Origin of the sequence: Streptomyces sp. AV19, from assembly GCF_015999245.1 — a bacterium.
Classification (GTDB): Bacteria; Actinomycetota; Actinomycetes; order Streptomycetales; family Streptomycetaceae; genus Streptomyces.
In genome coordinates, this window is the sequence record NZ_JAEAMR010000022.1 from 906,051 (window position 1) to 925,740 (window position 19,690).

Consider the following 19,690-nt stretch of genomic DNA (forward strand, 5'->3'; position numbering starts at 1 on the left):
GCCCCCATGACCACCACCCTGCCCGAGATCCACCGCGGGCTCGCCGGCGTCGTCGTCGACAGCACCGCGATCTCCACCGTCGTCGCCGAGACCAACTCCCTGACCTACCGCGGCTATCCGGTGCAGGACCTCGCCGCGCACTGCTCCTTCGAGGAGGTCGCCCACCTCCTGTGGCACGGCGAACTGCCCGACCGCGACCAGCTCGTGGAGTTCCGGGCGCGGGAACGGGCCCTGCGCCCCCTGGACCGGACGACGGCCGAGCTGCTGACCCGGCTGCCGCACACCTGCCACCCCATGGACGTCCTGCGCACCGCCGTCAGCCTCTTCGGCGCCGAGGACCCCGCGGAGGACGACGGCAGCCCCGCCGCCAACCGCGCCAAGTCCCTGACCCTGCTGGCGAAGCTGCCGGTGGTCGTCGCCGCGGACCACCGCCGGCGGCACGGCCTCGCGCCGATCCCGCCGGACCCGTCCCTCGGACTGGCCGGGAACTTCTTCCACATGTGCTTCGGCGCCGTCCCCGACCCCGAGGTCGTCCGCTGCTTCGAGGTCTCCCTCATCCTCTACGCCGAACACAGCTTCAACGCCTCGACGTTCACCGCCCGGGTCGTCACCTCCACCCTCTCCGACCTCTACAGCGCGGTCACCGCCGCCATCGGCGCGCTCAAGGGACCCCTGCACGGCGGGGCCAACGAGGCCGTGCTGCACATGCTCCGGGAGATCGGCGAGCCGCGGCACGTCGACCGGTGGCTGGACGAGGCGCTGGCCGCCCGGCGCAAGATCATGGGCTTCGGACACCGCGTCTACAAGCACGGCGACTCCCGCGTCCCGATCATGCAGGAGGCGACGGACCGGCTCACCGCCCGCTCGGACGCCCCCGGCACGGCCCGCCTGGCCGCCCTCCACTCCGCCCTGAGCACGGCCATGCTGCGCCGCAAGGGCCTGCACCCCAACCTCGACTACCCCGCGGGGCTCGCCTACCACCTGATGGGCTTCGACGTCCCGGCGTTCACACCGATCTTCGTGATGAGCCGCATCACCGGCTGGACGGCGCACATCACGGAACAACTCGCCCACAATGCGCTGATCCGGCCGTTGGGGGCTTATACGGGGCCGGCGCAGCGGGCGGTTCCGGCGTACGCCGCGAGGTAGCGCGACTCGGCGGCAGACCCGAAGCGATCGCCCGCTTCCGCCGGGCCTTCCTCTCCGACAGCCGGCAGACGGTGGCCCCCCACCCGGGCCCTGGCCGACCCCAAAATCGGCGAACGGCAGGTCCTGGCCGCCCTGTTCGAGGCCGAGCCGGCCCGGGCTGCTGATCCCGGCGGACAAGGGCTTCCTCGCCGCCCGCGGCGTCGGCCTGCTGCGCCCCTCCTACCGCCACCGCGGCACCCCGCCACGGGCCGGGAAGTCCTGCTCAAGACCGTGCGCCGGCCGATCGAGTCGGTCAACAACACCCTCAAGGGCCAGCTCGACCTCGAACAGCACGGCGGCCGCACCATCGAGGGCGTCGGCGTCCGTGCAGCCCAGCGGATCCTGGCGGTGACCTGCGCAATCTGGCACAACCGCCTCATCGGCGCACCGATTACCAGGTCACTGATCGCCTACGACCACTGAGCCACATCGGAACTACTCGTCCAGGGGACGGAGAGCCTCCACGTGCAGGACGTGTGAAACTCGCCGGGGCCGTACGCGAGTTCCAGATGCGAGGGTTCGGTTTCCGCCGTGAACACGTACTCCACGCGCATCGACTCGCCCTCCGGCACCCGGTGCGGTCCGCCCGCGCCGAGCTCCGCCGGGTAGCCGGTGAGCCTTCTGAGGCCCGACTTCGCATCCGCGTAGCTCCCGATGTCGTGGCTGCGCAGGTCCACCGGAGCGCCGCTGCGGTTCGTGACGGTGACGGGCACGCGGTAGGTGTGCGCGGCCGGTGCGTCGGTGCCTCCCGGGGCCGGAGTGAAGGGCCGGGCGGGGCCCATGGAGACCTCGACGCCGTCGTCGTAGGTGACGGTCCCCTTCCGGGCCGGGGACTTGCCTCCGGCCGCGCCCGTGCGTTCGCGTGCGGCGACCCCGTCGTCCTTCCGGTAGCGGACGCAGCCGCCGTCGGCCGACAGAACGGGCTTGCCCGTGTACCGGTCGATGCCGACGGCGACGGTGACGCCATGGTCGTCGGTGGTCCGGATGCCGGGCCATCGCAGTGTCGGGCGGTCGGGGTTCACGGGCTCGGGCGCCGGCTTGTCCTCGGTCTTCCAGCCGCGGCGCCCCCAGGCGGCGCGGAGCCTGCCCAGGTCGGCCAGGTATTCGGCCTTGCCGGCGTAGCGGAGATTCCACTCGTAGCGGGGCTGCTTCCTGCTCACGTCGTCACCGTCGAAGCCCAGGTCGTCGACGCACGAGGTGCTGCCTTCCTCCGTCATCCAGTCGGCGTTACCGGCGCCCGGCCGAAGGCCACCGATGGCCCGCCTTCCGGCCTCCCGGGTCTTGATGTCCTGCTCGCGGTAGTCCGCCGCGGAACGTATCGGGCCGCCCCCGAGGTTCTCGAAGAAGCCGGACACCGCGGAGCACGCCCAGAAGATCGCCGCGGCCGCGGCCAGGCCGATGAGCCACCGCCGCACCACCACCTTGCGACTCACCCCTGCGGTCGGGGTGGCGGCGGTCGGCTCCTGGGGCGTGCTTGTCTTCATGAGGCGATTCCACGCCATGGGGCCTGCTCGTCGACAGGGGTGACGTGCTCAACCGGAGCTGAGTAGGTGTACCCAGGGAACACTCACCGGGAGGGCACCGCCTGGACGCCGCACGCGCCGTCCGCCGCGGCCGCGAGGCCCGTCGCGGCGTCGTCCGCCCCCGGCCGCAGGCACTGCGCCCCGCGCAGCAGCCCCTCGATGACCTCGTCCATGTCGAGCCGCTTCTCCACCCTCTGCACGTCGGGGACGTAGGCCCGGGTGGTGACGCGTTCGGGGGCCAGGAGCTTGCAGCAGTCCTCGTCGGGGAGGACGGAGATGCCGGCGGTGCCGATGGTGTGGGCCTCGTCGATGATCTCCTGCTTCTCCCAGCCCAGCAGCGGGCGGAGGACGGGCAGGGAGGCCGCTTCGTCGATGGTCGCCATGTTGGTGAGGGTCTGGCTGGCGACCTGGCCGAGGCTGTCGCCGGTGACGAGGGCCTCGGCCCCGGTCTGCCGGGCCAGGGCGCCGGCCGTACGGATCATCAACCGCCGCTGGGCGACCACCTGGAACTTCCCGGCGCCCGCGATCGCCAGCTGCTTCTGGGCCGTCCCCAGGGCGATGACGTGCAGCCGGCCCCCCGGCTGGTAGCGGTTGAGCTCGCGGGCGAGGGCGTACGCCTTGTAGACGGAGGCGGCGTTGGTGTAGGGGGCGCCGGTGAAGTGGACGAAGTCGCAGCGCAGTCCGCGGCGCATGGCCCGGTAGGCGGCCACGGGCGAGTCGTAGCCCCCGGAGAGCAGGACGAGGGCGCGGCCGCTGGTCCCGACGGGCAGGCCGCCCTGTCCTTTGTGGCGCTCCCACGACAGGTAGGTCTCGTGCCTGCCGACTTCGACGGAGACGCGGACGCCGGGGTTACGGAGGTCGACCGGCAGGCCGAGGGTCTCGTGGACGACGCCTCCGACGTGCCGTTCGAGCTGGGTGGAGGTCAGCGGGAAGTCCTTGTCCCGGCGGCGGGCGCGGACCGCGAAGGTGAGGCCGGGGCGTTCGGCCCGCAGCCCGTCCAGGGCGCCGAGCACCGTCGCGGCGATGTCCTCGACCGTACTGGGCACCCGGACCGCGGGTTCCACGGCGCTGAACCCGATGACCCTCCGGGCCCGTTCCACCAGCTCCTCGACGGGGACCTCGCCGCCGAGGACGGTCACGCTCTGGGTGGTCTTGATCCAGGTGGAGCCGCCGACACCGCGCAGGGCGTACCGCAGGTTGTCCTGCAACCGCTGCTCGAACCGCTCCCGGTTGCGGCCCTTGAGGAACGCCTCGCCGGGCTTGAGGAGGACGCAGGGGGCGGGCAGGGAGGCTCGGGACGATCCTCCGGTCGTCATGGACGATCCGGCCGTCATGGACGATCCTCCGGTCGGGGCAGTCGGCTGCCACGGCACGGAACTCTCCTTCGCGCGTCGCGTCGCGGACCCCGGGCGGGCGCGAAGGGCCCGGCGCACCTGGGTGCGTGCCGGCGCGTCCCCGCGTCGCCCTCCCTCGGGGCCGCCGGTCGGGCCGCGCGTGACCGCCACGCGCGGGCAGCGGCAGGTCTTCGGACTCGCGGGCGCCTTCCGTGGTCCTACTGGCCGTCGCTTCCCGGGGCCCGTGCGGACCCAGTGCTCGATGACGGCGGTCGTTCCCGCTCACCGCTGCGGGGCAGTCCCGGATTCCCACCGGGTTCCCTCTTGCGACGCGTCCCGTCTGGCGGACGGGGGCGAACCAGCTGCATCCTCCAGGTTAAGCACAGGCGGGAGCGGAGGGCAGCCCGGGTGGCGGCTCCGGGGACCCGCCCGCCGGAGCCGCCCCGGCGCGTCAGTCGCCGACGCCCACGCGCTCCGCGGGGACGTGCTCGCTCCACTTCTCCTCGATGCGGGCGGCCTTCCACACGACCAGGGCGAGGATCCAGGTCGCCAGGAACAGCCCGACGATGACGAAGCCCACGGTGTTCAGGTCGAGGCCGCCGATCCAGTCCCAGAACGGCCCGTGGAGGTCGGACTTCTCGGCGAGCAGGCCCAGGAGCTCGACCGTGCCGATGATCAGGGCGACGGCGACGGACAGGCCGGTGACGGTGAGGTTGTAGTAGACCTTGCGGACGGGCTTGGAGAAGGCCCAGCCGTAGGCGAAGTTCATGAACGTGCCGTCGATGGTGTCCAGCAGCGTCATGCCCGCGGCGAACAGCACGGGCAGGCACAGGATCGCGTACCAGGGCAGGCCGGAGGCGGCGCCCGAACCGGCCAGCACGAGCAGGGCGACCTCGGTGGCGGTGTCGAAGCCCAGGCCGAACAGCAGGCCCAGCGGGTACATCTGCCAGGGCCGGGTGATCGACTTCATCACGCGGCCCAGCAGCCGGTTCATGAAGCCGCGGTTGTCGAGCTGTCGCTCGAGCTCGGCCTCGTCGAAGTGGCCCGCACGCATCCGCCGGAAGACCTTCCAGATCCCGGCCAGGATCACGATGTTGATGATCGCGATCGCGTAGAGGAAGGCGCCGGAGACGGTGGTGCCGATCCAGCCGGTGACCTCGTGCAGCTCGGAACCGTCGTCCTCCACCGGCCCCGCCAGTTGCCTGATGCCGAGCGAGAGCAGGAAGGCCAGCCCGAACACCACGCTGGAGTGGCCGAGGGAGAACCAGAATCCGACCGACAGCGGCCGCCGGCCGGAGTACATGAGCTTGCGGGTGGTGTTGTCGATCGCCGCGATGTGGTCGGCGTCGAAGGCGTGCCTCAGACCGAGCGTGTAGGCGGTCACCCCGATGCCGATCCCGAAGGTCTGCGTGCCCAGGCTGTAGTGCTCGGGGGCCACGAACGCGACGAGCGTGATCCAGCCGACGACGTGCAGCGCGACGATGACGGCGGCCATGCCGCCCAGCCGCCGCCACTCATGGCGGGAAATCGCCCCCGATGCACGCCGCCAGCGGGACGGCCGTATGCCCGTGACAGTGGAAGAACCAGTGGTCATCGCAGGTTTCCCTTCCTTCGGCGTACCAGGGAGGGCACACCGTAGGCGCGGCCGATTACCACCTGCAATACCTATGCAAGTGGGCGTGGGAGCGCGGTGCGGGGGCGGGCGCGCGGGCGGCCGTGCGCGCCTGCCGCGGTCGGCACAACGCGTCGGTCCCGCGGCTGCGGCTCATCAGCCCGGGCGCCCCGCGACGCCGTGTGTGATGATGCCGGAAGGGCGGGCCGGGCGTCGCTGCACGGCACCCGTCGCGCGCCCGCCGGCACCGCGCGGAAGGGCACGGTCATGATCAATGGTGCTCACGTCGTCGTCTTCAGCCGGGACGCCGAGGCGGACCGGGCCTTCTTCCGGGACGTCCTGGGGTATCCGCACGTCGACGCGGGCGGCGGCTGGCTGATCTTCCGGCTGCCGCCGGCGGAGGTGGCCGTGCACCCCTCGGACGAGCCCGGCGCCCACGAGCTGTTCCTGATGTGCGACGACATCGCGTCCACCGTCGCCGAACTGGAGTCCAGGGGCGTGGAGTTCAGCCGCCCGGTCACCGAGGAGGGGTGGGGGCTGCTGACCACGCTGCGCCTGCCGGGCGGCGGCGAACTCCGGCTGTACGAACCGCGCCACGAGGTGGCCCACTCGCTCCGGGCGGACTCCGCCACTCCGGGCGAGCAACCCGGCGAGTAGGCGAGCAACCCGGCGGATAACCCGGAAAAGCACGCCCGCGACACCCTCCCGCCACACTCGGGATGCGCGCCCGGGACGCCGTCGTCACGCTGTAAGGACACCCCTGCGACGCCCAGGAGCGGCCATGGCAACCGGTGTCTTCGCGGTCCTCCCCGAGGGCCGCCGCGAGGCGCTGCTGGCCACCGCCCGCGAGGTGTCGTTCCCCATCGGGACCCGTATCTTCGAGGAGGGCGGCCACGCCGACCGGTTCTGGATCCTGCACACCGGAACCGTCGCCCTCGACCTGCACGTCCCCGGCCGCCGCCCCGCCGTCATCGAGACCGTCGGCACCGGCGAACTGCTCGGCTGGTCCTGGTTGTTCGCGCCCCGCCAGTGGCACCTGGGCGCCGAGGCCACCGGCCCCGTGCGCGCCTGGGAGTTCGACGCCGAGAAGGTCCGCGAGCTGTGCGCACACGACCGCGAGCTCGACCACGCGCTGCTCCTGTACGTGGCCGAGACCATCGGCAAGCGCCTGCGGGCCGCCCGCACCCGGCTCCTGGACCTGTACGGACCGGCCGGGAGCGGCCCGCCGCGGGCCTAGCGCGTCCCCCGGGCGAGCCGGGCCCAGGCGTCCTGGTTGTACGGGCACCGGGCGCGCAGGTTGATGCGTTCGCTCAGCAGCGTGCGGGCCAGGTCGTGCCGTCCGGCGTGCAGGGCCGCCTCGACGAGGGTCCTCTGCAGCGCGTCCCGCTGGGCGTGGCTGCCGCCGAACGTCTGGAAGCGGTGCCGCAGGGGAAGCAGCAGACCGACCGCGTCGGCGTACCGCCGCTGCCCGTACGCCACGAGCGCCCGGCACACCGGCAGGCCGATCTCGGCGGTCATCGGGACGTTGGAGTGCCCCGGCCGGCCGGGGCCCGCGTCCCGCAGCCAGGCCTCCCGGTCGCGGATGAGCCGCTCGGCGTCGAAGACGCGGTCCGCCCCGACGTAGGCCATGACGGCGTGGGCGTCGTTGAAGGCGTAGTACGCGCCGTCGTCCCGCCGTGCCCAGGCGTCCGCCAGCGCGGGCCAGCGGCCGCCGGTGTCCGCGCCCGCCAGGTGGAGCCGCCACAACAGCGAGGCGGCGTCCAGGAGTTCCATCGCCGCGCCGCCCGATCCTTCGTGGTGCAGGGCGGCGTCGTAGACGGCCAGGACCTTGTCCGTGCGGCCCGTCTCCAGGAGGTACAGGGCGTAGTGCCACCAGTTGTGCACGTTCAGGTAGTTGCCGGTCGACCAGTCGTCCGCGCGGGCGTCGAGGTAGCGGATGCCGTCCTCGTGCCGGCCCTGCATCTCGTAGGCGTGCACGACGGCGTGGATGCCCCACACGTCGCGCGGGTTGCGCTCCACGGCCTCCAGCCCCACGCCCTCGGCCAGCGTGTAGTGCCCGGCCTCCTCCAGGCCGAACGCGTACATGCCCTGGAGCAGGCCGAAGTGCGGATCCTCCCGGTCCCAGGCGTTCAGCGCGCCGCCGATGCGATCGCGCAGCAGTACGGCGTCACCGGTGAAGAAGTCGATCTGGTGGCCGACCGCGAGGGCGAGGGCGTCCCTCGGGTGCGCCACGACGAGCTCGGCCAGGAGGCGGCCGGCCCCGTGCATGTCGCCGCCCAGCCAGGTGGAGGCCGCCTCGACGTGCATGCGCTCGCGCGGGGACAGACCGGCCACGGGCACGTCCCGCCGGTACGCCTCGAACGCCGTGGCCGCCGCGGCCGCGTCCTTCTCCTCCGTGCCCAGCAGCCCGAGGTACGCCCGGAAGACGTGGCCCATGGCGGACCGGGGCGCGGCGCCGAGGACCGCTTCGACCTGCGCGGCGGCTTCCTCACGGAAGAAGAGGAGACTGTCGAGGGCCTGCTCGTAGTGCCGCACGGCATCGGCACCGGTGTGCGTCATCGTGTGGGCGTGCCGGTCCGTAACCACTGTGTCCTCCCGCCGGGTCGCCGCGTGCGGAGGGATCCCTTCCCCGGGGCGGGGCGACGGACACCGTGGGAAAACCCTTGGCGGCGCGGACGTCCGCTCTCCTAGAGTGACGGTCGTCCAGGTGCGAAGGCAGGACCTACTTCGACTCTTCATCGGGAGGTCGCGGGTTCGAATCCCGCCGCCGGCACACAGGCCGGTGTAGCTCAGCAGGCCAGAGCGCCATGTCGGTTCCGCCGCCTCGATCTCTGGACGCATGCTTCACGCACCTCCCGGTGCGCGGGCCACGGCTGCTTCGCTAATGATCGAATCCCATGCCGTGGCCGACTTGAGCTCGGGAGGCGCGGCACCGGGGCGTCCGGGGCGCAGGTGACGGTTACTTCGGGGATCAGCAGGTCGCGGGTTCGAATCCCGTCCCGGCCACAGGCTGGTGCAGCTCGGTCAGGAAGAGCGGCTGACATTGTGTACCGTCGCCGACCCCTGATCTCGGACGTCCTCCGCCGTGCTTCCCTCGATGGATTCGGGGGGAATTCACATGGCACGCTTCAACGTCCGCACGAGCAGGGCGGCGGCTCCCGCCTCGCCCGTGACCACGGCCGGGCGCACCCGTACCCACCTCGGCGGCAAGGGGTACGCGCGGGACGCCCGCTCCGAGCTGTTCCTGCTCGCGGTCGCCGACTTCGTTTCCCAGCAGACCTTTCACGAGGACGGTGCCGCCCGCGACGACCGCTTCGCCGCGCTCGTGCGCAGGCTCGCCGTCGAGGACGCCGCGTGGACCGCCGGTCTCCTCGGGTGGCTGCGCGGCGACGGGCAGATGCGCACCGCCTCCCTGGTGGGCGCCGTCGAGTACGTCAGGGCCCGGCTCGACGCCGGTGCCACGGACGGCCCGTCCAACCGCCAGGTCGTCGACTCCGTGCTGCGCCGCGCCGACGAGCCCGGCGAGTTGCTGGCCTACTGGACCTCGATGTACGGGCGGAACGTGCCGAAGCCGGTCAAGCGGGGCATCGCCGATGCCCTGCGGCGCCTGTACACCGGCCGCAACCTCCTCAAGTACGACACCGCTTCCCGCGGTTACCGCTTCGGTGACGTCCTCAATCTCGTCCACCCCACGCCCGACCCCGGCAAGCCGTGGCAGGGCGACCTGTTCCGGTACGCCCTGGACCGCCGGCACAACCCGGATTCCGCCCGGCCGCTCGCCTCGGACCGCGTCCTCACCGCGCACCACGCGCTGATGGCCGTCCCCGTCGCGGAACGCCGCGCCCTGGTCACCGGTCCCGGCGGCGCCGGGCGCCTGGCCGAGGCGGGCATGACCTGGGAGGCGCTGGCGGGGTGGCTGCAGGGCCCGATGGACGCGGCGGCCTGGGAGGCCGTCATCCCCTCCATGGGCACCATGGCCCTAGTCCGCAACCTGCGGAACTTCGACGAGGCCGGCGTCTCCGACGAGGCCGCGCGGCACGTGGCCGCGCGGCACGTGGCCGCGCGGCACGTGGCCGCGCGGATCGCGGACGCGGAAGAGGTCGCGCGGTCCCGGCAGTTCCCCTTCCGGTATCTGTCCGCGTACCGGCACGCGCCCTCGCTGCGCTGGGCCCACCCGCTGGAGCGGGCGCTTGGTCACTCCCTGGCGAACGTGCCCGCGCTGCCCGGGCGGACCCTGGTCCTGGTCGACCGCTCCGGCTCCATGTGGTCGCCGCTGTCCGCCCGTTCGCAGCTCGACCGTGCCGACGCGGCGGCGGTGTTCGGCACGGCCGTGGCGCTGCGCGCGGCCGACGCCGATCTCGTCCAGTTCGGGACCGGCAGCGCGCCCGTGGCCTTCCGCCGGGGCGAGTCGGTGCTCAAGGTGCTGGAACGGTTCGGGAGCCTCGGCGGCACCGACACCACGGAGGCGGTGCGCCGGCACTACCGCGGTCACGACCGGGTCCTGATCGTCACCGACGAACAGGCCGTCCACCACTACGCGGGCGACCCCACGGAGCAGGTTCCGGCCCACGTCCCGGTGTACACGTGGAATCTCGCCGGTTACCGGCCCGGGCACGGCCCGTCGGGATCCGCCGAGCGGCACACGTTCGGCGGGCTGACCGACGCGGCGTTCCGCATGGTGCCGCTGCTGGAGAGCGGCCGGGACGCCCGCTGGCCCTGGGAGAGTTGATCGTGATGCCTTGATCGTCCCCTGCGGATTACGGCGGAATGCGCGAACGCCTCTCCTGCACCGGCCGCAACCCGTACGGTGCGCACCGGCAGCGTGCGCAAGCGGAAGGGGAATGAGCGTGGCCGGCAAGGAGCGTGAGGAGCAGGTGCGCGTCGTGCAAGCCGAGCAGAGGCGGTTGAAGCCGCTCAAGGCGGAGGCTCAGGGCACCGTGCTCGAGCTGATGCGCGCGGGGCTCGCGGTGGAAGAGCCGGCGGTGGTGCCCGTGTTGAGCCTGGGGACGGTCATGGGCATCGAGGCGCAGCTGGGCTCGGACGGGTTGCGGGCCTTCGCCCTGGCCCTGGCGAACATGCTCATCGGGGTCAGTCACGACTTCGCCGATATCACGGGACATAGCCCGGAACAGCTCGTCGACTTCTACCAGACGGAGCTCATGGCCGCCGCGGCGCGGAGGGACGGGGCGGGGCCGGAGGCTCCTTCGGAAGAAGAGGCAGCGGAGGACGAACGGGCCGAGCTGCGGGCCTGGTGCCTGGAGCGCATGCAGCTGTCGTTCCTGGAGTCGTTCGCGGCGCACCACGTCGTGCGGCTGATGTCCCGGCTCACGGACGGCGGCGACCACGACGTCCCGGAGGAGGCGCTGAGCGTGGCTGACGAGGTGGCCGCGGCCTACGGGCACAACGGGCTGCGGGTCCTGGCCGTGTCGCTGGCCGGGTGGGCCTACGGGGCGGTGGAGCGGACCGCGAAGATGGCGAACTCGCCGCTGGCGGAGGCCGCGAAGGGCATCGTCCCGGTGTTCTCGTCCTGGCCGGTCCCGGGTCCGGACGGCTCCATGGGGTGAGTGCGCTGCCGGTGGGCGGCCGCCCCGCCCACCGGCAGCGCACCGCGCTGATCAGCTCAGCTTCTCCTCGACCGCCTCGTAGACGGGGCTGTTCGCGTTGAAGTTGACGTCCCGTACCGTCAAGTTGTCGATTCGGAAGCGGAATCTTCCGTCGGCGCCCACGTCGGTGTTGTCGGCGGTGGGCTCGACTCCCTTGCGGAGCTTGGTGGTTATCTTCACCTGGAGCGTGTATTCGGTGACGTCCGGCACCTGGTACACCGTGGCCCGCGTCCGGGGAGCGACGGGGTGACGGACTTCCTTCGTCTTGGTGGTCTGCGAGACCTCCTCGTAATTGAAGGAGGCGGACAGCGCCGTCTTGACGGGGTTTTCGAACCAGCTCCGGTCTCCGGACAGGCCGATGGTGAAGCCGAGCTTTCTGGAGTTCATGACGGATTCGTTGCTCACCGCCGTGGACTCGGTGGAACCCCGGTTGGTGAACTGGAAGAGCCTCCGCCATTGGTCCTTGACCACGTCCGGATCGGCCTTCTTCGACCCGACCACCTTCACCTCGCAGAGCCCTTCGGTGGCTGGGAACACCTTCTGGTCTATCTGCCAAGGGCTCGGGGCGACGAGCAGCGCCCCGTCACCGCCGATATTGACGCCGGCCGCACGCTGGGGGTCGCAGAACGACTTCATGAGCTCACCGACCTTGGCGGTGTTCTGCGGGGCCTTGGCGTCGTACACAACGATCGGCGACGGGGCGGCGACCGCCGGGGAACTCACCAGAAACGGCAGGACGAGTGCACCGCCGGTGGCGGCGAGCAGCTTTGCATGACGGCTACGAGACATGGCACTCCCACTGGTTGAATTTCATGTTCACCAGCGAGTGCGGACACAGCATTCCCAAGAGTGGCCGCACTCGAACACCGGGTGACTTCGGCGGCATTTGAAGCGGATTCGGCCGCCTTGACTGGACACTCTGTCATAAAGTTCCAACAAAGCAAAGGTAATGCTGAGGTCAAGCCGTACCGTTCGGTGCGGTTACCCGACGCCCCGTCGGAGTGACCCCGCTCCGACATATGACCGCCCCGGCGACAAACCGGCGAACCCCCCGGCACGTTCTTCGCAATGGCTCAACAGGACCTTCTACGGAAGCTCCTCGCGGACAAGCGCGCGGGCGAACGGCTCGCCCATCCGCCGCGCATGGGCCATCCGCTCGCGCACCTCGGCGATCGTCCGGGGGCGGTAGCCCGGGCCGGTACTGCAGCCCATGGGGAAACGGACCCCTGCATCGAGCAGGACGGCCAGGACCCGCCAGCCCGCCCTGTCACGCCTGGGCGGTGGCTGGAATGCCGCCCCGACATGGATCAACGCCCCACCACAGCGCGGGCAACTCCGTTCGTCGGCGTCGTACGGAGCAGGAAAGCGCTGCTTGTACGACCTGCGGCAGGGCAGGCAGACGAACGAGGTCTTCGCAGGAGGCACTGGACGAGCCTATGGGCGGGCCTTCGCCACGCCCAGCGAATTGGCACCCCGGAAGCCGCATCCATCCAGCCCATGACAGGTGTCAACGCACACCGGTGACCCACCTGGGAGCCCTTACCACCGCCCGCCCCGCATGCCGCGGTCACGACCCGGGTGCGGGTGGAGCGAGCAACACCCACTCACGGCCGGTCGGTTCACGCCCCACGCACCCCATCGTGATCTTCCCGCAGGTGATCTTTGAAGACGGGGATGCAGGACCTGCACAATCGCAGGATGACTGACATCGTCCAGGCCGCCTGGCACAAGATCCTGACCACTGCCGGCGAGTCCGCCCGGCCACATGGCACGCCGCTCCCGGGTCTCTTCACCGAGATGGTACGGGTGGCGTACGCCGAGCCGCAGCTACGTCGGCTCTACCCATGGACCGGTATGTGGGAGCTGCACTTCAGCAGGTGCACGGAGATCCGCTACACGTGGGACATCCCCTATATCGGCACTCTGGGAAACGGCCGGTACTACGTGGAAGGACCGAGTCGAAACAACCCGCGGATCGTCGAGACGGACAGCGCACAGGCCGCCGTAGCGGCGGTCGTCGAGCGCCTGCCACCACATTGCGGCCCCGCCTTCGTCGGCAGCCCGGACGAACTGGCTGCTTACGAGAGGGCACGGGAAGGCGGGTAGGCACAGTCCCGGCGGCACGACAGAATCTGCCGAATTGCCGGAGTGCCGGCCCGGATCGAGATCGGCAACAGCCTTCGCAGGCGGGCCCTGGCTAGGGTGTCCCATCGAAGGTGTCGGGCACGTGGTGGCTCAGGTCCGGCAGGAACGCCGGGTCCGCGGGGGCGTGCAGGCGGAACTCCGCAATGGTGAATGGGCATCCCTCGCGGGCAAGTTGAACCAGTGCTGCGAGACGGTGGTTGCCGTCCAGGATCACTACGGCTTCCCGCGCGTCCGGGGCAGACGGTTCGACGCGTACCGGATAAGTGGCGATCAGGACTCTGATGTCTTTGCCCTCGACTTTTGCGGCGTAGTGGCGGTGCAGATCCTTGATCCGGTCCCGGCGCTCTCGGCCGAGGTAGCACGATGTTCCCTCGGCCAGGCTGGCGAGACTTATGGGACGTGCTTCGGGGTGGTCGTATTCAGTCTCGGTTCCGTCACTGCGGGTGTACCAGACGGTGAAGTACGAGGCCAGGGCAGCCGGATCGGTGACCTGGCGGGTCAGGTGCTCCACCCATACCGCGTTGCCGTTGGGCGGGGCGAGCCGGGCCAGTGCGTTCCAGTCGAGCAAGGTCCGGATACGGTTCTGGCTCTGGGTGAAGTGGCGACGGAATACGGTGAAGAGGACCTCTCCCTGGGCCAGTTCGAGGATCCTGCCTTTACATGAGTTGATGTCGTCGATCCAAATCGGCCTCATGGCCGATGCCCCCTTCAGGTTGTGCTCCGCGGACTTGAGGAGTTCCTCCATGTTCTCCCGCAGGTACTCCCAGTCGGCGTCCGACCACGTTGCGCGCGGCTCCAGCGATGACCCCAGCGCATCCCCGAGTACACGCACCATCCGGACAGCTGCCCGCAGGTACTCCTCTTGCATCGGCACCCGGGCCAGCGGCACCAGCGCCAGCCCGGCCCGGCAATCCAGTACGGCACGGTGCGCCGCCTCCGAAGTGCACTGGTCGCGCAGCCTGGCATCAGCGACCCTGAGGGCAGCGATCTTCTCGGTCAGCTCCAGATCCGCCAGTGCCTCTTGTACACGCGTCTGACGACGGGCCAGGAGGATACCGACGATCACGGTGGCCAGGGCCCCCAGCACGACGTTGGACAGCCAGTCCGACAGGCTCCATCCTTGGCCTCGCCCCCGCAGCACAGCGTCCGACCCCGCCGCGACGATCACCAACAGGGCCAGCGGTACCCCGGTGGAGGTGATCTGTTTCAGTCGAGCTCTCCCCATGATCCCCCCACGTCGCCTTCCATCAGGTCTGTGTACGTGAGGACAAGGTAGGAACCCGTGCATACGGTGAACAGGAGAGGACCAGCCTGCTGCGCCTCGCCTGTCCCCGGCCACGCCCACAAGGCCCTGGCGGCGCGGAAAACTGAAGCGGCGACGCTTCCCAAGGAGGCGTCGCCACGTGAGCACCGGCTCAGAAGCCGCAGAACGGCGGGATGATGTTCTTGTGGGCCACCCAGCCGCGGGTGCCCTTGGCCAGGCCGCCCCTGCTCTTCGCCTTCAGCTGGACGTAGTCCCAGCTGCCGGACTTCTTCAGGATGCGGATCGGGTCCTTGAAGTACAGCTGGCCCTTGACCGCGCTCTTCGAGCTCGCCTTGGCGCGCAGCCGGGTGCCGTCGGTGTAGATCGCGGCGTTGTCCGCGTGGCACTCCTTGGCGGCCGCGGTGACGGCCCGCGGGGCCGGCGCGGTGGCGGCCTGGGCCGGGACGGCGATGGCGGCGGTGCTGCCGATGAGGGCGGCTGTGGTGAGTGCGAGGGATATGCGTCGCACAGTTCCTCCGTTGATGATGCTTGTGGTGCGGCGGGTGCCGCGCGAACACCTTAGATGCTGCCCCGGCGCAGGTGGCCCGAAGGCCGTCAGACGACATCCCAAGACACATGCGCGTAAAGCCGCTCCAACTGCCCCAGCAGTTCCGCTTCGGTGGCGAAGCGCACGTCGTCGATCCGGGAAACCGGGGCGATGCCGTTGGAGTTGGAGACGAACGCCGCGTCGAAGCGGCCCACTTCGCCCAGCGCTACCCGCCGCTGCCGCCACCGCAGGCCCGTCCGTTCCAGTTCCCGCCGGAGCAGCAGCATGGTGATGCCGTCCAGCGCGGGGGCGTCGGGCCAGACCACGGTGTCGCCGTCCAGGAACCCCACATTGGTGATGGCCCCCTCGGCCACCGCGCCGTCCGGCCCGACCAGCAGCGCCTCGTCGAACCCTTCGGCGGCCACCCGCCTGAGGTGGTACGCCTGCCCGAACACCCCCACGTGCTTGAGGTGGGCCTGGGGCCGCAGATAGGGGACGCTGCGCAGGCTCTGCGGAGCGGACGGCTCGGGTACGGGGGGCCGCACCACGACCGTGGTCTCCGGCCCGGCGCCGGGGTCGGGGGCGTAGACGTACACCCGGAGCGAGGCGTCACGCGTTCCGGCCCCGGCCAGACCCTGCCGGACGCGCTGCCGTACGAGCCCGCCGTCCAGCCCCTCGCCGAACAACTCCCGCGTGGCCGCGTCCAGCCGGGCCAGATGGAGATCGAGCCCCCGCACCCGGCCGTCCCGGATCTGCATGGCGGTCATGTGTCCGTAGCCGCCCATCAAGGTCGGGAACATCGGGTCGGTCGCAGCGGCATGGCCGTTGACCTGCACGTAGGGGGTGGAGAGATCAACCATGGCGGCCACCCTAATGTGACGCTCGGGCCTCATCACACGCAGGCGTGGAGGGCCGACACCGCGCCTTTCCGGCCAAAACCCCACAGAGCGCGATAATCAGAAAATTCTTCCCGAAGGCCGCCTCGTGATTCCCTGAGTTCCCGGCCCGGCTCATTGGTCTGCCGACACCGCGCCGCCGCCGAACCCAGCTGCCACAGAAACTCGATCACGCACCAACCAGGTTGACTCACGCCCGAGTTACCTCCCGCCCGAAAGCCCTGCCAGCATCGACGTGCAGGCGGTGAACCTCGCCGCCGCCGAGGCGGAAATCCCCAGGAGGCCGCAGTGGCCACTGTCACCCACTTCCACTACGAGTTCTCCGACGGCAACGGTTTCGCGCCCGGAACATCCCGGGGGTTCTTCTTCGGCCCCTACGGGTGGAACCAAAGTGCCGTCCTGGTCAATGCGCACCCGTTCGACGCCTCCGGATCGGACCGCACCCTGGTCGTGACCGAGGTGCGACGCCGCACCACCCCCGACCAGTTCGTCGAGATCATCGTCCAGAACACGGGGCGCGACACCATGTACATCTGGTACGTGGAACTCGGCCTCATCTCGCCTTGACGGGAACGGGGAGAGAAATGCGAGCCTTCGTCACCTATGACCGCAGCGGACGCGTAACGGCCCTGGCTTCGTACGCCGCCGACGCCCCGCCGGTGACCTTCGCACCGGACGCGGGCCAGCGAGGCAAGGACATCGAGTTGCCGGCGGAGTTCACCGCCACCACCCACGCTACCGAAGAACAGCACTTGGAGGCCTTGGCCTCGCTCCGCATCGACGCCGACTGACGTCCTGCGGACGCTGGTCCGGGAGGTCGGTGCGGCCGGGCGGTACCTGGTTCCAGGTGCGCCCGGTGTGTGGACTGGCACGATACCGGGGTGCATCGCGGTGGTCCTCCGGCTCCGTCGGCTGCGGCCCGCTCCGGCGGCCGGGCACCTGCCGGTGGTCCACGGCGACCTCAAGCCGGACCATGTCGTCTTCCCCGACCGTGCCGACGGGCGGCCGGTCTTCCTCGACCCGGGCCTGGGCCGAGGACGGCTCCAGACCGACCCGGCCAAGCTGATCTCCCGGACCGTGCTCGGCCTGATCGCCTCCTCCCCGGACCTGGTGACGGCCCGGACGACGGCGACCGGGATCGAGGAGTTCACCGACGTCCTCACGGCCGACCTCGCCCCGGACGAGCGGGCCGAGTGGCTGCGGTACTTGATGGTGCTCTGGCTGATGGACACCACCAACATCCTCAGCACCTACCTGACCTGCCCACCTGACCTGCCTCTGCCCGAGCACGCGGGAAGGCTCACCGCCCGGGCGGAGACGGTGTGCGGCCTGTTGGAGATCACAACCGCCGGACTGATCGCCGGGGCGGACCCGCAGGCTGCGTGGCGGATCGCGCTGGCAGACGTCGTGAAGGCGGCGAACCGGTGACGGCGGTGAAGACCGGTGCGATCGGGGTGATCGGCGCCGGGGCCGTCGGCCAGAGCGTGGCCATGCTGCTGGCGGCCGGAGGCTGGTGCGAATCCGTTCATGTCGTCTCCCGCAGCGGCATCTCGGCCCGGGCCCTGGTGACCGATCTGGAGGACATGTGCCAGGTCATCGGTTCCCCCGTCCGAACGGTCCACGCCGCCGACCCGGGTCGGCTGGTGTCCTGCGCAGCGGTGGTGGTCTGCCCCCGGGCCGAATTCGTCAACACCCACCGCACCAACGTGCGGATGGCCGGGCTGAAGGCGAACGCCCCTGTCATCGCCGCCCTGGCGGCCGCGCTGGCCCATTTCCAAGGGCTGGTGGTCATGGTGACCAACCCTGTGGACATCATGACCCGTCTGTTCGCCGAAGTCTCCGGCTGCCCTCGCGTCTACGGGGTCGGCTCGAACACCGACACCGCCCGTTACCGCCTCGCCCTCGCTCATCTGCTCGACGTGCCCGCCGAGGTCGTGGAAGGGCATGTGATCGGCGAGCACGGCGACCAGGCGGTGGTGTGCGCATCGGCCACCCGCGTGAACGGCCGCCCGGTCGCTGTGCCGGTCGAACGGGTTCGTCGCGAGCTGGCGGACCGCCCGGCCCGGATCAACTCAGGGCTCGGCCGCACCCGCTGCGGCCCCGCCGGCGCTGTCGTCGCTGCCCTCCGCGCCGGCCTCGGCCTGCACGACGCGGTGGTGGAACTGTCCGTCGACCACACGGGCCGGTGGATGGGAATCCCCTTGCGTTTCACCGCCGGAACCCCAACCGTGTGCCTCCCCCGGCTCGATGCCGGCGAGACCCGCCAACTGGTGGCCGCGGACGTCAAACTCCGCGACGCCTACGATCCGCTGGCCCGCCTGCACGTCCCCGCACGCCCCTCGCGGAAGGAGAAGACCCCAGTGACCAGGACCGCTACCCGCATCGCCACAGCCGTCCAGACCGTGACCGTCACCAGCAACACGCCGGTGGTCACCGAATGGGCCCGCCGGTACTTCGGCCCTTGGTGGAACGCCACCAGCGTTACTCCGGACGCTGACTCACAAGTGATCGCGGACGTCAGTCCCGGCCACGTCACCGAGATCGCCCGGCGCGTAGCCGACCACCCGCACTGCGAGACCGTCTACGCGAACTCGGGCATGCTCTTCCAGCGGGACGACGACGGCACCATCCTGGCCTCCCAGCCCGACGACAAGCTCGCCTACCGGGCCAGGCCCGGCGACCCCCTGCACATCTACGGCTGCGACGACGTCCCCGTCGCCCTGGCCGCCGCCCGCCTCACCCGCGAGGTCCTCCGCGGCCGACTGGCGGCTGACGGCTGGTCGATCCTGCACGCCTCTGCCGTCGTCCGCGACGGGCAGGCCGTGCTGACCCTGGGCGACAAGGGTGCCGGAAAGACCACCGTGGGGCTCCTGCTGGCCCGGGCCGGCTGGCAGTTGCTGGCCAACGACCGTGTCTTCATCCGCCGCGAGGACAACCGGCTGCGGGTCCTGCCCTGGCCCTCCGCCGCTGCCATCGGCCTCGGCCTCCTCGCCGCCCTCGGCTGGTACGACCAGGTCCGCGACCGCGTGGAGCGCGGCGAACAACTCCACCCCACCCAGCACCAGAAGGTCACCGACGCCCTCCTCTCCGGCAGCCGTACACCCCGGTGGAAGACCTCCGGCAAGGAACTCAAGCCCCAGTTCTTCCCCGACCAGCTCCACACCTGGCTCGGCCTGCCTCTGGCCACCGAAGGACACGCCGCCCGCGTTCTCTTTCCCCGGATCACTCCTGGCGCCGAACCCGCTGTCCTCGACGACGACCGCAGCGCGCAGGCCGGCGACTTCTTCACCGCGAGCACCGAAGACCGCTATCCCGACGTCTTCGGCCTCCTGCCCGCCGGCCTCCCCGGCACCGAACCCCTGCTCGCGCTCCTCGACGAACTGCCCCGCCACAGCCTGTCCCTCGGGCATGACGTGAACGCGAACACTGCCCTGTTGACCCATATCGCCAGCACGACCATGTGAACGGGTTCCCGGCACGAGGGCCGGACGAACTGTCCGGCCCTCGCCGTGTACCAGCCCAGCTCCGAGTCCCGGCCGGCCCACCTGGCACCGCGTGACCGAACGAGACCTCATCACCAACTGACCGAAGGACCAATG

General features: G+C 70.7%; 20 protein-coding genes and 1 riboswitch. Of the genes, 11 read left to right on the forward strand and 9 right to left on the reverse strand.

Annotation, left to right across the window (positions count from 1 at the left end; all coding sequences use genetic code 11):
- Nucleotides 1–6: 6 nt before the first annotated feature.
- Together I5Q34_RS32140 and I5Q34_RS35300 are read left to right on the forward strand one after the other, a co-directional pair.
- Complete coding sequence (locus I5Q34_RS32140; RefSeq protein WP_199895965.1) at nt 7–1,149, forward strand: bifunctional 2-methylcitrate synthase/citrate synthase; 1,143 nt, start codon at nt 7–9, stop codon at nt 1,147–1,149.
- A gap of 270 nt (nt 1,150–1,419) precedes the next feature.
- The gene (locus I5Q34_RS35300; RefSeq protein WP_374193079.1) at nt 1,420–1,611 is read left to right on the forward strand and encodes a hypothetical protein; all 192 of its coding nucleotides are present in this window, start codon (nt 1,420–1,422) and stop codon (nt 1,609–1,611) included.
- Here the strand turns inward: I5Q34_RS35300 and I5Q34_RS32150 are convergent.
- The 3 genes from I5Q34_RS32150 to I5Q34_RS32160 form a co-directional block, all read right to left on the reverse strand.
- On the reverse strand, nt 1,599–2,672 hold the full coding sequence (locus tag I5Q34_RS32150) for a hypothetical protein (RefSeq protein ID WP_199895966.1): 1,074 nt from the start codon (nt 2,670–2,672) through the stop codon (nt 1,599–1,601). The two genes, I5Q34_RS35300 and I5Q34_RS32150, sit on opposite strands and share 13 nt — an antisense overlap.
- Before the next feature lie 83 nt (nt 2,673–2,755).
- Nucleotides 2,756–4,045 (reverse strand): tRNA uracil 4-sulfurtransferase ThiI, encoded by a 1,290-nt coding sequence (gene thiI, locus I5Q34_RS32155; RefSeq protein ID WP_234429723.1) that lies wholly within the window; start codon nt 4,043–4,045, stop codon nt 2,756–2,758.
- A 185-nt stretch (nt 4,046–4,230) separates the two neighbouring features.
- Nucleotides 4,231–4,371, reverse strand: a riboswitch (cobalamin riboswitch).
- Nucleotides 4,372–4,496: 125 nt separating this feature from the next.
- On the reverse strand, nt 4,497–5,573 hold the full coding sequence (locus I5Q34_RS32160) for a HoxN/HupN/NixA family nickel/cobalt transporter (RefSeq protein ID WP_374193084.1): 1,077 nt from the start codon (nt 5,571–5,573) through the stop codon (nt 4,497–4,499).
- Nucleotides 5,574–5,924: 351 nt separating this feature from the next.
- On the opposite strand from I5Q34_RS32160, the gene I5Q34_RS32165 reads away from it, so the two are divergent.
- Together I5Q34_RS32165 and I5Q34_RS32170 are read left to right on the forward strand one after the other, a co-directional pair.
- A complete protein-coding gene (locus I5Q34_RS32165; RefSeq protein WP_199895968.1) occupies nt 5,925–6,314 on the forward strand; it encodes a VOC family protein in 390 nt (129 codons plus the stop codon).
- Between the two features lie 124 nt (nt 6,315–6,438).
- Nucleotides 6,439–6,894 carry a Crp/Fnr family transcriptional regulator gene (locus tag I5Q34_RS32170; protein ID WP_199895969.1) on the forward strand — a complete coding sequence of 152 codons (456 nt, stop codon included), beginning with the start codon at nt 6,439–6,441 and terminating at the stop codon, nt 6,892–6,894.
- On the opposite strand, the gene I5Q34_RS32175 is transcribed toward I5Q34_RS32170, so the two are convergent.
- Nucleotides 6,891–8,216, reverse strand: coding sequence for a tetratricopeptide repeat protein (locus I5Q34_RS32175; RefSeq protein WP_234429724.1), 1,326 nt, complete (start codon nt 8,214–8,216; stop codon nt 6,891–6,893). The two genes, I5Q34_RS32170 and I5Q34_RS32175, sit on opposite strands and share 4 nt — an antisense overlap.
- Before the next feature lie 559 nt (nt 8,217–8,775).
- Between I5Q34_RS32175 and I5Q34_RS32180 the strand changes: the two genes are divergently transcribed.
- Entirely contained in the window at nt 8,776–10,386 is a 1,611-nt protein-coding gene (locus I5Q34_RS32180; RefSeq protein ID WP_199895971.1) for a TROVE domain-containing protein, read from the forward strand.
- A gap of 118 nt (nt 10,387–10,504) precedes the next feature.
- Nucleotides 10,505–11,221, forward strand: a complete 717-nt coding sequence (locus I5Q34_RS32185) for a hypothetical protein (RefSeq protein ID WP_199895972.1) — start codon at nt 10,505–10,507, stop codon at nt 11,219–11,221.
- A gap of 51 nt (nt 11,222–11,272) precedes the next feature.
- On the opposite strand, the gene I5Q34_RS32190 is transcribed toward I5Q34_RS32185, so the two are convergent.
- Nucleotides 11,273–12,049 carry a hypothetical protein gene (locus I5Q34_RS32190; protein ID WP_199895973.1) on the reverse strand — a complete coding sequence of 259 codons (777 nt, stop codon included), beginning with the start codon at nt 12,047–12,049 and terminating at the stop codon, nt 11,273–11,275.
- A 297-nt stretch (nt 12,050–12,346) separates the two neighbouring features.
- A complete protein-coding gene (locus I5Q34_RS32195) occupies nt 12,347–12,685 on the reverse strand; it encodes a deoxyxylulose-5-phosphate synthase (protein WP_199895974.1) in 339 nt (112 codons plus the stop codon).
- Between the two features lie 273 nt (nt 12,686–12,958).
- Here I5Q34_RS32195 and I5Q34_RS32200 point away from each other — a divergent pair, with 273 nt between their 5' ends.
- Nucleotides 12,959–13,366 (forward strand): DUF6193 family natural product biosynthesis protein, encoded by a 408-nt coding sequence (locus tag I5Q34_RS32200; RefSeq protein WP_234429725.1) that lies wholly within the window; start codon nt 12,959–12,961, stop codon nt 13,364–13,366.
- A 91-nt stretch (nt 13,367–13,457) separates the two neighbouring features.
- Here the strand turns inward: I5Q34_RS32200 and I5Q34_RS32205 are convergent, their stop codons facing one another.
- The 3 genes from I5Q34_RS32205 to I5Q34_RS32215 form a co-directional block, all read right to left on the reverse strand.
- Nucleotides 13,458–14,630, reverse strand: a complete 1,173-nt coding sequence (locus I5Q34_RS32205) for a hypothetical protein (RefSeq protein WP_234429726.1) — start codon at nt 14,628–14,630, stop codon at nt 13,458–13,460.
- A gap of 190 nt (nt 14,631–14,820) precedes the next feature.
- Nucleotides 14,821–15,177: an SH3 domain-containing protein gene (locus I5Q34_RS32210; protein WP_199895976.1), complete on the reverse strand. Its 357-nt coding sequence runs from the start codon at nt 15,175–15,177 to the stop codon at nt 14,821–14,823.
- Between the two features lie 86 nt (nt 15,178–15,263).
- Nucleotides 15,264–16,055 carry an aminotransferase class IV gene (locus tag I5Q34_RS32215; RefSeq protein WP_199895977.1) on the reverse strand — a complete coding sequence of 264 codons (792 nt, stop codon included), beginning with the start codon at nt 16,053–16,055 and terminating at the stop codon, nt 15,264–15,266.
- Between the two features lie 324 nt (nt 16,056–16,379).
- Here I5Q34_RS32215 and I5Q34_RS32220 point away from each other — a divergent pair, with 324 nt between their 5' ends.
- The 4 genes from I5Q34_RS32220 to I5Q34_RS35920 all read left to right on the forward strand — a co-directional run bounded on the left by I5Q34_RS32220 (nt 16,380) and on the right by I5Q34_RS35920 (nt 19,555).
- Nucleotides 16,380–16,658 (forward strand): hypothetical protein, encoded by a 279-nt coding sequence (locus I5Q34_RS32220; RefSeq protein ID WP_199895978.1) that lies wholly within the window; start codon nt 16,380–16,382, stop codon nt 16,656–16,658.
- 17 nt (nt 16,659–16,675) lie between these two features.
- Nucleotides 16,676–16,882, forward strand: coding sequence for a hypothetical protein (locus I5Q34_RS32225; protein ID WP_199895979.1), 207 nt, complete (start codon nt 16,676–16,678; stop codon nt 16,880–16,882).
- Nucleotides 16,883–16,949: 67 nt separating this feature from the next.
- Complete coding sequence (locus I5Q34_RS32230; RefSeq protein WP_199895980.1) at nt 16,950–17,519, forward strand: hypothetical protein; 570 nt, start codon at nt 16,950–16,952, stop codon at nt 17,517–17,519.
- Nucleotides 17,516–19,555, forward strand: coding sequence for a hypothetical protein (locus I5Q34_RS35920; RefSeq protein ID WP_307811764.1), 2,040 nt, complete (start codon nt 17,516–17,518; stop codon nt 19,553–19,555). The genes I5Q34_RS32230 and I5Q34_RS35920 overlap by 4 nt, the downstream gene beginning before the upstream one ends.
- Nucleotides 19,556–19,690: the final 135 nt, after the last annotated feature.

Excerpts from the sequence above, each read along its gene's own strand:
- I5Q34_RS32140 (WP_199895965.1), top strand. The coding sequence starts at position 7 with ATGACCACCACCCTGCCCGAGATCCACCGCGGGCTCGCCGGCGTCGTC.
- I5Q34_RS32150 (WP_199895966.1), bottom strand. The coding sequence starts at position 2,672 with ATGAAGACAAGCACGCCCCAGGAGCCGACCGCCGCCACCCCGACCGCA.
- thiI (WP_234429723.1), bottom strand. The coding sequence starts at position 4,045 with ATGACGGCCGGATCGTCCATGACGACCGGAGGATCGTCCCGAGCCTCC.
- I5Q34_RS32165 (WP_199895968.1), top strand. The coding sequence starts at position 5,925 with ATGATCAATGGTGCTCACGTCGTCGTCTTCAGCCGGGACGCCGAGGCG.
- I5Q34_RS32170 (WP_199895969.1), top strand. The coding sequence starts at position 6,439 with ATGGCAACCGGTGTCTTCGCGGTCCTCCCCGAGGGCCGCCGCGAGGCG.
- I5Q34_RS32175 (WP_234429724.1), bottom strand. The coding sequence starts at position 8,216 with ATGACGCACACCGGTGCCGATGCCGTGCGGCACTACGAGCAGGCCCTC.
- I5Q34_RS32180 (WP_199895971.1), top strand. The coding sequence starts at position 8,776 with ATGGCACGCTTCAACGTCCGCACGAGCAGGGCGGCGGCTCCCGCCTCG.
- I5Q34_RS32190 (WP_199895973.1), bottom strand. The coding sequence starts at position 12,049 with ATGTCTCGTAGCCGTCATGCAAAGCTGCTCGCCGCCACCGGCGGTGCA.
- I5Q34_RS32200 (WP_234429725.1), top strand. The coding sequence starts at position 12,959 with ATGACTGACATCGTCCAGGCCGCCTGGCACAAGATCCTGACCACTGCC.
- I5Q34_RS32205 (WP_234429726.1), bottom strand. The coding sequence starts at position 14,630 with ATGGGGAGAGCTCGACTGAAACAGATCACCTCCACCGGGGTACCGCTG.
- I5Q34_RS32215 (WP_199895977.1), bottom strand. The coding sequence starts at position 16,055 with ATGGTTGATCTCTCCACCCCCTACGTGCAGGTCAACGGCCATGCCGCT.
- I5Q34_RS32225 (WP_199895979.1), top strand. The coding sequence starts at position 16,676 with ATGCGAGCCTTCGTCACCTATGACCGCAGCGGACGCGTAACGGCCCTG.